Origin of the sequence: Citrobacter braakii (genome assembly GCF_002075345.1) — a bacterium.
Taxonomy (GTDB): domain Bacteria; phylum Pseudomonadota; class Gammaproteobacteria; order Enterobacterales; family Enterobacteriaceae; genus Citrobacter; species Citrobacter braakii.
This window is the reverse complement of sequence record NZ_NAEW01000009.1, coordinates 50727-63907: the sequence shown is the minus strand read 5'-3', so window position 1 is coordinate 63907 and position 13181 is coordinate 50727. Positions and strand designations below refer to the sequence as shown.

Below are 13181 nucleotides of genomic sequence, written 5' to 3'. Positions count from 1 at the left end.
TCAGACCTCCGTCACTAATAAATAACCGTAAACACTTTTCACGGGCTTTTGTAAATCCGCGCCACTGTCCAGCGTCGTACCGCAAACAGCTTTTACCGGGATACTGAGCGTATTACCGCCACTAACGATATCGCCAGAGAGCGCTTTAGCGGGTATCGCCATACCTGCCTTAATCAGGGTGTTGCCATATACCGCGCGAACATTGATGCGGTTTTCCGGTGTATCCGGGCGGTCGTCTGGCTTATCCGGGTCAACAGGTTTATCCGGGTCAACAGGTTTATCTGGATCAACAGGTTTGTCCGGGTCAACGGGTTTATCTGGATCAACAGGTTTATCCGGGTCAACGGGTATGTCCGGGTCGACGGGCTTATCCGGGTCAACGGGCGGTGTGGGTGGTTCTGGCGGCGTCACATCATCAAAAATCGACCCCGATGAGACGCTGACCGACAGACTGTATCCCTGCCAGCTTTCCAGAGCATCACGCAGACTGCAAAGCGTGAAACGGTCAATGGCTTCCCAGCGGGGCAGATGGGCGGCCTCATCAGCCGTCATGGACTGCGGCGGATAGCACCACGAAGTACCTTCAGTCATTTCCTCCCGGAGAGTGGTATTACCTTTACATAGTCTGACCCGGTAACGGGTACCTGCCTCCGGCCCGACATTGCCGCCCTGGGTAGGTAACAGACTGCTGCCCTGCAGAACCCGATCGCGATGCGACCAGGTGAAAGTGATCCTCCCGGTACCCGTGACCGTCTGAACCGGCTGATTATTGATGCGCAGGTTACCCGGAGGATATGGACGCTCCGGCCTGTGGGACAGTGTAATACGGTTTTCAGGGGCATCCGCTACAGCCAGGACACTGGCCGAGGTGCGGGTCAGTAATTTAACGCTGACAACTTCGCCTGCCAGATATTCCTGGGGATCAACAACAATCTCTTTACTTATAAACCAGACAACGGCCCCGGCGGCATGAGCGGCGGGTATCGTATCAGCACACCCTCGCCCCAGCGTCAGACTGCCATCGTTATTGTTGACTGACTGAATGAGCGCGATTTCTTCATCAATCAGGATACTGTCACCTGCCACTGGCCACGGTTCTGAAACAGAGACGTTAATCCTCGTATCCAGCGGCCCCAGCGGAGTCTGCAGAACTGTCAGGGGCGTCCAGTCACCCAGCCCGGCTCTGTTGTAATCCTGGTTACCCGACCTCGTCAGCAGTTCGTAATTGATTGCCTGACTCCCCGGTGATGACGCCATGACGCCTGTATATCCGGCATCGTCAGGGAGTTGCTGAATATCCTGATCGCTTAAGACGGTACTCAGCAGATAATAGGGGATTTCCGTTACTTTCAGCAGCGTGACAGGATGTGCCGTATTGTCAGGCGGTATCCACTGGCTGTCCTGCTGACCACTGCTGTAGGACTGAGAAGGCAGACCAAAAACATCCTGCAGCGCGGTAACCTTCAGACTGCCGTCATCCTGCTCACGCATACCCCCCACCCGCAGGATCATATTTTTGATACCCCGGTCCGGCACAGAAATACGAAAACAGTCTGCCGGAGCCAGAATACCGGCGCGGCGATCCATAAAAATAACCAGACGCGTGAGACCACTTACGCCAGATTCCAGTTCACGCTGGGCAACCCTGGACGCCAGTTCGTGCGTGGGTATCGCTTTATAATCCACTGACTGGCTGATGAGTCCCACAGACTGGATGGATGCCAGATTTTTAGCCCGCACCGTATCATCTTTATTTGTCACAGGGTCATGCCAGGTAACAACAACCTCATTGACCATTTTATCGGCGCTACTGCTGTCATCATCCTGAACACGTAATATGCCATTGTCATAAGTAAATAATGGTAATTTTTCCGGATCATAATCATCGCGAATTAATTTCGCGGTTAATTTCCCGGTGGTTAAATCGCCATACTGAACTCCGCCAATATGATCAAGAATCTGCTGAATAAAGGTATCCAGACTGTCCTGACGGTTATAACGAAAACACAGACCAAACTTTTCATCATAAAGTTTATCTGCCATACGTTTATAAGCGTCGGTATCAATATCTTCAAAGGACAACCCCCGCCCCCAGTCACGATTAGTCGCACACTCTATTAATATATGCGCGGGATTCATGGCATGAATGGTGTGCAGATTATCATTGCGTCCGTCAGGATTACCCACCGGTGGGTTAAAAATGGGGCCTCCCGGTCCCGGCGGTATTATCATATCCGAGTTGTTTACCGCACCGCCGCAGTTCACATTTGCGTTATCGTTGCGCAGGACAATCAACGCTTTTTCCGGATACCACGCGTTATTGTTGTCCCAGCCTTTCAGTACTCGACGGACACGGTATTTCCACGGTTTCGGGCTGGCGCTGTAGGCGCTTATCATCCCGGAGAAAAAAGTGGTGACCACACCACGAAATCCCGGCACCACGCCTTTCAGTAATCCTTTAAGCCTGTCAGAAGGAACCTGGTCACTTTCGCCCATACAGAATTCCAGTGTTCCCCGGATACCGCCTTCGCCCCCCACATCTGTTCCGCCAAATAAGCCCTCCTGATTAATATAGATAGCTTTATTGGCGGTTACCTCACGCAACGTTCCGGCAAAAACATATTTATCATCAGCGGTAATGGCGACTATTTCATCCACGGGACCACGCCCCAGACCGGACTGAATATCCCAGGAGTATTTATAGCCGACTGTGACCTTTTTCTTTTTCCCCATGATATGCGTCCCGGTTATAAATACAGTGAGATGTTTTCTGTCAATTAAGGTGATTAAATCAGACAGCGAATTTAATCTGGCAAACTTTTATTCTGCAACGCGTCCTGGCGGGCAAATTCAACCAGCCGGACTGCCAGTTCATCGCCGGTGGACAATAATATTTCAGCATCAATAAAACCATCGCGAATAAACCGGCGAAAATCCAGTCCATAACGCCGTGCAAACTGGCGGGCTCCCTGCGGACAGTAACCCGCCTGACGAACATGAACCAGCGTGACCCGCAGGACCGTATTATTTTTTGATGGCGGCATAACGATAATTCCCGTAAGCCAGGACAAACCAGTCCTGGGTCCAGCAGTCACCAAAGAAAATACACTGGGCCGTCCCTTCCTGCGCCTGCGGGAATTCCCAGTTATCTGCGGTTTCCGGCTTCGCGTTGCTGCCCTGATTTTTTCTGGCGACCGCCACACTGATAAAATAGGATGCCACCAGAACTGCCACGTAATACGCTATCTGAACCCACATATTGCCTCCATTAAAACACTTTAATAATTTCCCATGGCGAAATACCCGGCATATGCGGACATCCGCCATAGTTAAGCTGATTGCTGAATTTTTTTGCGCAGGTTTCCAGCGTCAGATCACACCCCGGATACGCCGTGATGACCATGCCAGTACTGATTCCCTGTCCGCCACCGAATAGCTGCAGTACGCTGTCGCTGTGAGTACGAATTCCCCGGCGCTGCAGAAAACCATCATCCGTCCATTCAATATACCCGCCACTGAAATACCCCTGCGTTGTTCCGGCGGGCAGCGTGACCGTGATACCACTGCCCGTAACGGCAGTAACCGGCAAATCCCGGACAGCCATTCGCTCTGCGCTGACCCGACAGTTGTGATCGTAAAGAGAATAAGGGCATCCACGCCCCCAGGTCAGCCGCAGTCCGGTACGCGTAAAACTGCTGGCCACGCCGGTTGACAGCAGTTTTACCTGTTCCGGCGATTCGCGCCGCACTTCGCTGACAGACCCCACCCAGACGGTATGGCACTCCTGAGCCGGGTCAGTGTTATGCCAGCGATATACCCGGACCTGCACCGGACTGGAGGGGGGAATGCCGCGAAACAGCTGCACCACAGGGTTGTTACTGGCCAGCGAGATTTCGACATTATCACCGGTACCCTGCATGAAACCGCCGTCCCTGATGGCTACCGCCTCCCAGTGCTGCCCCAGCATGGTCAAATCCATATCGGCACTGGTGTAACGCCAGAACTTATTGCCCAGACTGAACTGGTACAGCATAACCGGCTGACCTGCCGCCACGCTGTATTCCTGACTATTCCAGCTCATCGCGTACTCCCCTGAAATTAACTGTAATATTCGCGCAGCCGTCTGCGTCAGTGATATGTTTCCAGGCGATATCGTCGCTGTCATTACGGCACAGCGTGAGCCAGGAGACCTTGAAAATATCGGGCTGCTTAAGTGTCAGTCCGTCACCATCGAGGGTGAGATGCTCTGTCGCGCTGTCAGCGGCAGCAGCGGACACAATGCGCCGGTAATACACCCCCTGATGAGTTTCGATACGAATATCCTGGCGTCCCGGTTGCGGTCCGAAGCGACTGATGCCACAGGCCACAATAAGCATCACATTTCCTGTCATGGATAAGGGCGTGAAATCACTGCACTGGCTGCCGACCCAGACCGGGCGCTGACGCCCGTAAAGCGAGTAAAACAGCGCACGCAGCGTGGCCTGAGTCTCCCGTCCTGCCGCCAGCCAGTGGTGACGCTGCAGGGTAAAGGCCCGTCCGGCCAAATCCATCTGCACCGTGGCGCCAGTGTCGCTGTCGAACTCCGCCAGCAGACGCGTGTACTGCCCCGTTAAATCCTCTGACCAGTCACTGCCCGGCTCAAGTACCGGAAAACCCCGGTATGTAACAGGGGGTGTGATGTGTGTATCGTCAAAGACCTGATGACCACTGAAACGAAAACGAACCTGCGCCGTTGCCACGCCATCCGATTTCCGCGTCAGCACCGGCATATCCGTCAGATGAGCGCTGCGTAGCGGATACAGACGGGTACCGGCTGGCCAGTAACGGGTAACAGGACGTTTCAGGGTGATGGTTTTATCATCCAGTGTACTGACCTCCACAGTTTCATTGTCATCCGCCATGCCAGACCCCGTGCGCAACAGAAGATTACTGCCGGGATGAATATCACGCCAGCGGGGGCTGAGTGGCAACGTCAGACGGCCCGGAGAAACGGGGTGTGAGAAAGTCAGTACATCCATAAACACCGGTACTGACCAGACACGGCTGCCAAAGTGGAACAGGTCAGCCTCCAGTCGCTGACGGTCATTACCCGCAGCCAGCACCTGAAACGCCAGTGTGCGTCGCGGTGACAACCGGCGTGCAATACGCTGCTCCGCCCCGTTCTGTGAGGCCAGAATATCGGTTTTCCAGGACAGCGTTTCGGTCACGTCCTGTTGTGGCAGCAACAGCCAGGGAACAGAACGGCGGCCCGTCAGGGTAAAAATCACCCGACGATTTGTATCTGTAACCCAGGTTATCTGGCTGTTAATGCCATCCGGGCCGTCCATCGTGACGGTCAGCGTCCAGCTCCGCAGGCCGAGCCGGTTCAGGGAAAGCGGAATGGCAGGACCATTGAGTGCGATACCTTCATTGCCGGTCACCACCTGAGAGCGGAGCTGAACCGGGGCCAGCGTGGCATTCCAGACGCTGACCTTCAGTACCTGCGTGGTGCTGATACTGCCGAGTGACAGCATTTCCGGAATGGCAATCACCCGGTTATAAAACTGCCAGATGAACGCCGGGATACGGTCACCGGCTGCCGGTAAAACCAGGGGAGAATGCCCCACAGAAGTTACCTGACCGGAACGAACGACAGGGGAAATAACCAGCGAGGGCGGACGCTGGCCTGTGACCAGGCTGACCGGGTGAGGCATTCCCGGCAGACGTCCCGAAAATGACCGGGCTTGCGGGATACGGTAACAGTCACTCATGCGTTCATCCGCAGGGCATAGGCATAGGTGAAGGTGTCGTCATTATGCCATTTATCAGGCATGGTCAGCGTCAGACGCGCGACGGGGAACACCATCCACTGCTCACTGTTAATTTCAACCTTCGCCCGGGGAGTAAGCCCTTTCATGTGACAGACACAAAAGTCCGGAACCACGCCGGCCCGCAGGTTCACGTTCTTTGACGTGGTCAGGTAGACGGCATTAGGTACCGGGGCCAGAATGCCACCCAGCGCACTCTGACTCGTCTCCACGGCCAGTAAATCCGGATGCAGGGGGTCATACATTGGTCCGCCCAGTCCCATTGCGCGCGGAACGGTATTTCTGAATGGATACCAGCCCGCAGTCAGCCCGGTCTCATCGGGTAATTCAGCCCGTACGAAAGAATCGTAGCTATTCATATGGTGATCGAACGGCAGGACCGAACCGCCCCGGTACAGATACTGCCCTCCGGTGTAATCACCTTCTTTATCAAGCACGCCAAACCCGAAATGACGGAAGAAGCTTTGCCTGGTCTGCGTGGTCACGTGACAGTAGCGGGGAGTAATAAACGCGTCAAAAGTGATAACAGGATCATCACCACCGCCGAGATACACCCAGTCCAGTCCGGTGCTTCCCGGTTGACTATAAGCATTTTTAGTACCATCAAATCCGGTATTTCCGGCAATGCCAAGAGAACTGTAGCTGGAAGAACTCTCTTCTCCAGTGATACTGAAATAAGCATCAGCGGCATTGTGGATATACCATTCCCCGTTCCCGTTACTGAATGCCTGTTTATCCACCACCCAGCCCTGCGCCTGCAGTACAGGAATAAGCTGTTTCATTAAATCCAGCGCATCTTTCATCGAACCCGTCTGGTACGCCATTAGGACACCTCCACCGCAAAATAATCACAGGGTGTGATACGAAAACCATTCTGAAACACCACGTACTGGTGACCATCCGCTGAACTGATGGTGTCTTCTGAAGCCCGCCCCACGCCCGGCAACCAGAACACGCCATCGAGCGCGCCCAGAAAGTTGACGCCGGACTCTTCCAGCGACCGGACTTCCACAGGAAACAGCGGGCAGTGACTGCCGGGGGAGGCCTGCAAAGCGGTCAGGGTCTGCAGAATGCCGCTTTTATATCGCGTGGCTCCGTTGGGCGTCAGATAACGTTTATCTGCCCCGGTGGTACTGTAACTGTAGTTTCTGCCGTAAATATCCCGCCAGCCCTGATCGGGATACAGCAGCCAGAAGTTTTTCTGTCGCGGATCAACAATGGAACTGTGCGCATCCGTGGTATCGGAGTAACGCAGTCCGGTATTGCTGGCGCTCCCGGCAATCACCAGCGGGTACGGGTATTCTGACGGATTAACCACCGGCAACATGAAGCCACAATATGCGGAACTGTAAATGGTGTTCACGCCGGTCACCACAATGACACGGCGACCACTGGCAAAGAACCAGTAACGGAAACTACGGCGATCGGCAAATAACACCACGTCCTTACTGATATTGATAAAACCGGAATGCATATCGTCATACACCACACCGGCGGCGCTGAACATGCTGCCGCCGCAAAAACAGAGGTTGTAAGTGTTACTGGCCGTCACGCCGTGGGTATAAGCCCCGATATATATTTTGTCGCCGCCGGAAGCCCCCGGTGCCTGCCAGACCACCGCGCGGGACGTCTCCACACTGTCGCCTGCCTGCGTGGTGTGATCATAAATGCGTTGCCACTGTTCGCCGGTGACCGTCAGTTGTGCGTTGCCGGTCAGAAAGGTATCGAGCTTTTGCAGCAGGTCGGTTTCACTGCTGGCCGTACCGGTTTCATGTGCCATGCGGGCTTACCCCCAGTTCCTGTCCTATAGTCTGTTTATTCACCCTAATGAAGGTCATAAAGGCGCGTTCTCCCTCCACGGTGTTAATACCACGCTGGAATGCCTCACCCGCATTCATCACCAGCGTCTGCTGAATAACCGGAGCCGGTGCCTGCGAACTCAGCGCCGGTGCGTCAGATAATGACGACGCGGTCACCGGAGGCAGGGAGGGAAGATGCAACGGGGAGACCAGGCCGCCTTCTGCGAACTTGCGCAGCCGGGTGGCGTTGAGAGCATGTAAAAAATCCACGCCATAATGACTGACAGCGGCGGCGCGAACCACATATTCGCCGTCAGAGAGACGAGCCGGAATGCTGTCGGAAGTGGCTGTGCCGGGGCCCTGAATATAGCCGCCGGTGGCGGCGAATAATGCCCCAAGACCAATTGCTCCAGCCCCGGAGGACAAGCCTGATATCGCCATTTGGGCCAGTTTTTGCGCGGCAATTTGTGCCATCGCATTAACAATAGATTGTCCAAGGTTAAGAACTGCACTGCTGAGAGACATTGTGCCAGTGGCTAATCCTTTCAAAGAAGACTCTATCCCGTCCTGCAACCCATTCTTAAATGCCTGTGTCAGGCTTCCGGTTGTCGCGTGTAATCTCAATAACTCAGTATCCAGATCCTCCAGCATCTTTCGGATATTTTCACCGGCTGTACCCGGCAGTTTTGCCATTTCCCGTAATTCAGGCAGGGTGGCGCTAATTTTGTCCGCCACCTGCTGATGAAGGTCAACCAGTTGCTGACGACCTTCAATTTCGCTAATCAGTCCGGTCTGGACCTCAGCCTGAATATGGTTTTCCTGCCGGGAACGATACTGCTCAAGTTCATCAAACTGACGTTTGATTTCATTGACCCGAATCTGTGTCTCCTGGAGCGGCAGCAGTTTGTCAATCAGGCTCACCCCTTCGGTATTGCCTGATGCAACAAAGTTTTCCCGTTGTTTACCCAGTTGTGCATGCAGTTCCGCCATCTGTGCCTGTTCCTGCTGGCCACTGGCGCGCATCAGCTGTAGCTGCAGCTGAAAGTTCTGCTGCTTAAACTCCTGGGCGTTGATGATGGCATTTGCCGCTTCAGCCTGCGCCCGCTGGGCGGCGGTGAGGTTGCGGGTGGCAATTTCCTGCGTCCGGGTGACCGCCGCGTCTTCGCTGCGCTTTGCCGCCAGATGCTGCAGGGACTGCACAAAACGCTGGTTGTCCTCAAACGTCCGCTTGCTTTGACTGGCTGCAGCCTGTGCGGCTTTGTTGGCCGCCACCTGCGCATCAATCTTTTTCGCCAGCGCACGTGCTTCGTTCTGTTCGGCGACCGTGGCGTTCTGCAGCTTTCCGTCACGGATATCCGCTTCAACTTTTTCCAGCTCCGTCAGTTTGCCGACCTGGGTCAGACGCTGTTTCAGCTGGTCATTGTACTGCTCCGCCTTTTTCTCATCAGGATTGAGATTTTTAACATCAGTATCCCACTGACCACCACTGAAATGCTTACCGTCAGTGGACGTGACCCCCCTGTCCTGAAGGGTTTCCCGTCCGCTCGCCGTTTTCCACAGCGCAGCATAGTTCTGGCGCAATTGTTCAACTGCGTCGGCTTCTTTCTCAATGCTGGTACGGTTGTTGTCCCAGGTCTGCTGCAGCTTTTTCTGGGCGGCAATGGCATCATCATTTACTTTCTGCTGACTGGCTTTTTTCTGGCTGGCTTTATTTTGCGCGTCACGCTGCTGATACAGGTTCTGCAGATCCCGCTCCATGCCCTGATTCCAGGGGATGGGCTGACCGAGGGTACTGTACATGCCCAGTCGCTTTGCCTCTTCCAGCTTCTGGATTTGTTCTTCGATATTACCGAGCCCCAGCGAGACTTTAAGGTCCCGCTTAAGCGCATGACCAAACCGGCCCACCGCTTCGGTGACGCCATCCCAGGCACTTTCCAGCCAGTTGAGCTGGTTTTTCAGGTCGCCAAGACGTTCCTGCGCGACCTGTGTATACCGCTGGCTGGCCAGCGAAATGGCGGCCTCTTTGTCACCCTGTTTTTCCAGCGACGCGATACGCTGGTAAGTCGCCAGATCCAGCCAGTGGTACTGCTGGTTGCTCTCCAGCGCCCAGTCGGTGACGCTGCTGCTCATCCGGGAAAAGGACCGGACGGTATCATCAGCAGATTTGCCGGTCAGTTGCATCATGGCCACGGCAGCGCCCGCCACATCGTTCAGCGTTCTCCCGGTATACTGCCCGCTGCTGACCAGACCGTTGAGCACATCACGGACAGAGGCGAAGTCTCCTTTTGCCTGACCGAGTTTTCCGGTCATCTTCTCCAGGCTGGCTGCCGTCTGCCCGGTGATATTGCCGGTCAGTTGCAGGCTGCGGTTAAACGCCTCCTCGTCGCGCAGGCTGGTATAAACGGCATAGCCAATGCCGCCCAGCGCGGCCACAAAGCCGCCCACCGCCAGCGTGGTGGCGCTGAAAATGGGCGGCAGAAGACCGAGCTGATTGCCCAGTGCAAACAGATTGCTGCCCGCGTTGGTGTAGCGACCGGTCAGCAGTTCGTCAAAGGTGAAACGCAGTTCACGTACCGCTGTACGTGAATTCAGGGAGAATTTACGGGTACCGGCTGAGAGCGTGTCGAGCGCCTCACGCTGCTGCGCGATTTTCCCCAGAAAATCATCCAGCGTGTCTTTATCAATCAGACCGGCCTTAAAGGATTTACGCAGCTTTTCTTCCTGGGCGTCCAGTTTACCCATCGCCTTTTGTGCCGGGTCAATGGAGCCCAGCAGGTTATCAAGGTCTTTACGGAGTTTGTCCGTCTCCTTCGCCTGCGCCGCTGCTGCTTTTTGCGCGGCTTCCTCCGCTTCGGCCAGACGGGCCTCTTCACGCGCCCACGCCTGTCCGCGATTCATGGCGGCAACCTGGGCGGCCACCACCTCTTCCACGCTGCGGGCGTTCTGCTGCCACTGCGCGCTGCTGCTTGCGGCGGCCTCGCCGGTGGCTTTAACCTGTCCGCTGAGGTTATTCAGGCCCTGCACCGCTTCGTTCAGGTCGGCGGTAACGCGCAGGGCCAGATTCAGATCGCTGTCAGCCATAAAGACTCCGTATTATTTCCCGGCAACCCGGCCAAGCGTGGCCAGACGCTGTCGGGCGCTGCTGCCACCGGTCAGACCGGCGTTGACATCCGCGATGCGGGACTGACTGTCCTGGCACTGTAACTGCAGCGCCTCCCGGTAATAGAGCATCAGCTGACGCAGGGTGTAGTCCCCTAAGCGCCCGGAGGGATGACCTGCGCGGATGAGGACGGCGAAGAGGCGGCTGAACCGGAGGCAGTCACCTGCCTGCACACCAGACGGCGGATGACAGCGGTCATAAAAAAATGCCGGTTCACGCTCCACCACCAGTCCATCAGCGTCATCCCTTCCGTTCCTGAAAGGTCCTCCACAAAAGACGGCGGCTTATTGATACTGTGCGCCACCAGAATGATGACCGCCTCATGCTGCGCAGCCAGTACCGTCTCAACCCTTTCATAGCTGGCCCAGGCATTTTCTGTCACCGTTGCCAGTGCATCCACCACCGGGGCCAGCACCGCATGCAGGGTCAGCGTGTCCTTCAGGGAATACTCCCGGAGAGTGACCGTCTCACCGGCAAGCGTGAATGACCGCTCCGGCAGCAGGACACTCAGATCATCATCCCCGTCCATGGAAGATGCTGTCGCAGTTTCCGGGCGCGTCATACGGTTTCGCTCCGGTCAGCCACGTGGATCACGCGTCCAAAATTGCCCAGCAGCGGGTCACTGCCCATACCACCGTCGAACAGCACACCGGCTTTGGTCTCCAGTCCGGCCACATCGTTATCAGCGGAGATAAGCGACAGAGCGGAGACCGGATCAAACTGGATTTTATACAGTTCCACCACCACGGCCTTGCCGCCTTCGGCAAGGTTGATCCCTTCATAACGCAGGGCGAGCTCTTCAGGCTGGCGGGTAAACAGGGTGGTGTTCACGCCACCGGTGTAGCTGTAATTCACGCCTGCTGCTTTCGCCTGCGGTGTCAGAAACGTCAGCGCGCCGTACAGCGCATCCACGGTGTAGTCAGTCCCTTCCTTCAGGGTACCAATCACCACATCCGACACGTTCTGGTGTGCCAGCGCCAGACGGTCTCCCGCCTGAATGTTGTCAGGCAGCGCCTCCCCGGTGACCGTTCCGGCCGCAACGATGGCGCGCTCGCCGTAGAGCTGCGTGGCCAGATTTTCTGCCGAGAACTCAAACCAGGTACTGGTGACCGTGGCATCCTTACTGGTGATGAGACGGCGGGTGGTGGCACGCTGACCGGAGTAAGACTCCTTATGCGTCAGGGTTTCCACGCTGAGCGCCAGCTCCAGTTTGGACACATCGCCCACCCAGCGGTATGCGCCGGGCCTGCCGCTGGCGTTGCGTTTTGCCAGATACAGTTTACCCTGACCGTAATAGTAGGTTTCATTCATGCTCGCTCTCCTCGTTTAACTCCTCGATGGCATCAGGGGATATAACCTGATGCGCCTCCAGCCACAGTGCTTCGGCGAGGGTGACGGTAATGGTGGCCCCCGCGTCATACTGCACCCCTGCATGGGTATGAGGGGCAGTCAGGGTGACGTCCGGCATACATTGCCTCCAATTATGTGTTTGACCCGAAATACATCCATCCACACCAGCGTTCCGGCATCAAAGTCCAGGATATCGCCCTGAACCCACTGTACCGGGGTGGTACAGCGACGATCCGGCAGCCAGCCGGTCAGCGCATCCCGGATGGTGGCAATCAGCGGGTGAAGCTCATGCGTGAGTCCGTCTGCGCCGGGCGCATAGTTACGCACAACGGTCACCACGCCCACGAGGCATTCCGCCACCTGTACGCGCCGCTGTGCATCAACGCTGCCTTTCTCTGACCCCATAAGGACATACGCCGACGGCGTGGAAAACCCGGTCAGGTCGGTAATTTTGCTGTACTCCACAACGGACCCTATCTGGCTGAATGGCTGCGGGGACAACGCTTTCAGCCGTGCAACAATCAGGCCGGTATCAAAAGGCGCGCTGTTCATTTGCCGTAATCCCGCAGGCTGTCCATGCTGAACGTACGTCCCGGTCCGCTGACGGCAGGTCTGCCGCCCGCAGGGGGTCGCGTATCCCCCAGACCAAGACTGAATTTTCCCGCAGCCACCAGTCCCAGCAGATTCAGCGCGTCGCGATAGTCACGGACAATCGGATCGCTTTTTTCATCAGAAAGACGGTGTGCATGCAGGCGGTAGCGGACAATCGCCCGCGTCCAGCCCTTCAGGATGAGCGGCACCCGGGGCAGCGGTAGTGGATACCCGCCCTGACGCAGATATCCCTCAGCCAGTGCCTGCGCCTCTTCCATCACGTCAGAAATACGCTCTGCGGCGGCGCGGGCCACATTCGCCTCAGCCTCCGGCACCGCAGACATATCCTCACCGCGCATCAGCATTGCCAGAACCGCAGGTGAAGCCACCGGCTCACCCGGCTGCTGTGCCACCTGGGCCAGTTCCACCGTTCCCGGACGTTCAGCCAGATCGGCCAGCGTGATGAAAGTCATC

Annotated in this window: 14 protein-coding genes; all 14 read right to left on the bottom strand. The window is 56.1% G+C overall.

Features of this window, described 5'->3' with window-relative positions:
* Positions 1-2733: a hypothetical protein gene (locus BZK42_RS18650; RefSeq protein WP_080859776.1), complete on the bottom strand. Its 2733-nt coding sequence runs from the start codon at positions 2731-2733 to the stop codon at positions 1-3.
* Between the two features lie 71 nt (positions 2734-2804).
* Positions 2805-3044: a hypothetical protein gene (locus BZK42_RS18645; RefSeq protein ID WP_080859774.1), complete on the bottom strand. Its 240-nt coding sequence runs from the start codon at positions 3042-3044 to the stop codon at positions 2805-2807.
* Positions 3025-3258: a hypothetical protein gene (locus BZK42_RS18640; protein ID WP_080859772.1), complete on the bottom strand. Its 234-nt coding sequence runs from the start codon at positions 3256-3258 to the stop codon at positions 3025-3027. Before BZK42_RS18640 ends, BZK42_RS18645 begins: the two co-directional genes overlap by 20 nt.
* 10 nt (positions 3259-3268) lie before the next feature.
* On the bottom strand, positions 3269-4081 hold the full coding sequence (locus tag BZK42_RS18635; protein WP_080859770.1) for a phage BR0599 family protein: 813 nt from the start codon (positions 4079-4081) through the stop codon (positions 3269-3271).
* On the bottom strand, positions 4068-5750 hold the full coding sequence (locus BZK42_RS18630) for a hypothetical protein (RefSeq protein ID WP_080859768.1): 1683 nt from the start codon (positions 5748-5750) through the stop codon (positions 4068-4070). The genes BZK42_RS18635 and BZK42_RS18630 overlap by 14 nt, the downstream gene beginning before the upstream one ends.
* On the bottom strand, positions 5747-6631 hold the full coding sequence (locus BZK42_RS18625; RefSeq protein WP_080859765.1) for a hypothetical protein: 885 nt from the start codon (positions 6629-6631) through the stop codon (positions 5747-5749). The genes BZK42_RS18630 and BZK42_RS18625 overlap by 4 nt, the downstream gene beginning before the upstream one ends.
* A complete protein-coding gene (locus tag BZK42_RS18620) occupies positions 6631-7587 on the bottom strand; it encodes a hypothetical protein (protein WP_080859763.1) in 957 nt (318 codons plus the stop codon). The genes BZK42_RS18625 and BZK42_RS18620 overlap by 1 nt, the downstream gene beginning before the upstream one ends.
* A complete protein-coding gene (locus tag BZK42_RS18615) occupies positions 7577-10687 on the bottom strand; it encodes a phage tail length tape measure family protein (RefSeq protein WP_080859761.1) in 3111 nt (1036 codons plus the stop codon). The genes BZK42_RS18620 and BZK42_RS18615 overlap by 11 nt, the downstream gene beginning before the upstream one ends.
* Before the next feature lie 12 nt (positions 10688-10699).
* Positions 10700-10837, bottom strand: coding sequence for a hypothetical protein (locus BZK42_RS28750; RefSeq protein WP_158083369.1), 138 nt, complete (start codon positions 10835-10837; stop codon positions 10700-10702).
* Between the two features lie 23 nt (positions 10838-10860).
* Positions 10861-11328, bottom strand: coding sequence for a DUF6631 family protein (locus BZK42_RS18610; RefSeq protein ID WP_080859759.1), 468 nt, complete (start codon positions 11326-11328; stop codon positions 10861-10863).
* Positions 11325-12077 (bottom strand): phage tail tube protein, encoded by a 753-nt coding sequence (locus BZK42_RS18605; protein ID WP_080859757.1) that lies wholly within the window; start codon positions 12075-12077, stop codon positions 11325-11327. Before BZK42_RS18605 ends, BZK42_RS18610 begins: the two co-directional genes overlap by 4 nt.
* Positions 12070-12234, bottom strand: coding sequence for a DUF7210 family protein (locus tag BZK42_RS28745; protein WP_158083368.1), 165 nt, complete (start codon positions 12232-12234; stop codon positions 12070-12072). Before BZK42_RS28745 ends, BZK42_RS18605 begins: the two co-directional genes overlap by 8 nt.
* On the bottom strand, positions 12216-12668 hold the full coding sequence (locus tag BZK42_RS18600; protein ID WP_080859754.1) for a phage tail terminator protein: 453 nt from the start codon (positions 12666-12668) through the stop codon (positions 12216-12218). The genes BZK42_RS28745 and BZK42_RS18600 overlap by 19 nt, the downstream gene beginning before the upstream one ends.
* Positions 12665-13180 carry a gp436 family protein gene (locus BZK42_RS18595; RefSeq protein ID WP_080859752.1) on the bottom strand — a complete coding sequence of 172 codons (516 nt, stop codon included), beginning with the start codon at positions 13178-13180 and terminating at the stop codon, positions 12665-12667. Before BZK42_RS18595 ends, BZK42_RS18600 begins: the two co-directional genes overlap by 4 nt.
* Position 13181 lies beyond the last annotated feature (1 nt).

Excerpts from the sequence above, each read along its gene's own strand:
- BZK42_RS18650 (WP_080859776.1), bottom strand. The coding sequence starts at position 2,733 with ATGGGGAAAAAGAAAAAGGTCACAGTCGGCTATAAATACTCCTGGGAT.
- BZK42_RS18645 (WP_080859774.1), bottom strand. The coding sequence starts at position 3,044 with ATGCCGCCATCAAAAAATAATACGGTCCTGCGGGTCACGCTGGTTCAT.
- BZK42_RS18640 (WP_080859772.1), bottom strand. The coding sequence starts at position 3,258 with ATGTGGGTTCAGATAGCGTATTACGTGGCAGTTCTGGTGGCATCCTAT.
- BZK42_RS18635 (WP_080859770.1), bottom strand. The coding sequence starts at position 4,081 with ATGAGCTGGAATAGTCAGGAATACAGCGTGGCGGCAGGTCAGCCGGTT.
- BZK42_RS18630 (WP_080859768.1), bottom strand. The coding sequence starts at position 5,750 with ATGAGTGACTGTTACCGTATCCCGCAAGCCCGGTCATTTTCGGGACGT.
- BZK42_RS18625 (WP_080859765.1), bottom strand. The coding sequence starts at position 6,631 with ATGGCGTACCAGACGGGTTCGATGAAAGATGCGCTGGATTTAATGAAA.
- BZK42_RS18620 (WP_080859763.1), bottom strand. The coding sequence starts at position 7,587 with ATGGCACATGAAACCGGTACGGCCAGCAGTGAAACCGACCTGCTGCAA.
- BZK42_RS18615 (WP_080859761.1), bottom strand. The coding sequence starts at position 10,687 with ATGGCTGACAGCGATCTGAATCTGGCCCTGCGCGTTACCGCCGACCTG.
- BZK42_RS28750 (WP_158083369.1), bottom strand. The coding sequence starts at position 10,837 with ATGCTCTATTACCGGGAGGCGCTGCAGTTACAGTGCCAGGACAGTCAG.
- BZK42_RS18610 (WP_080859759.1), bottom strand. The coding sequence starts at position 11,328 with ATGACGCGCCCGGAAACTGCGACAGCATCTTCCATGGACGGGGATGAT.
- BZK42_RS18605 (WP_080859757.1), bottom strand. The coding sequence starts at position 12,077 with ATGAATGAAACCTACTATTACGGTCAGGGTAAACTGTATCTGGCAAAA.
- BZK42_RS28745 (WP_158083368.1), bottom strand. The coding sequence starts at position 12,234 with ATGCCGGACGTCACCCTGACTGCCCCTCATACCCATGCAGGGGTGCAG.
- BZK42_RS18600 (WP_080859754.1), bottom strand. The coding sequence starts at position 12,668 with ATGAACAGCGCGCCTTTTGATACCGGCCTGATTGTTGCACGGCTGAAA.
- BZK42_RS18595 (WP_080859752.1), bottom strand. The coding sequence starts at position 13,180 with ATGACTTTCATCACGCTGGCCGATCTGGCTGAACGTCCGGGAACGGTG.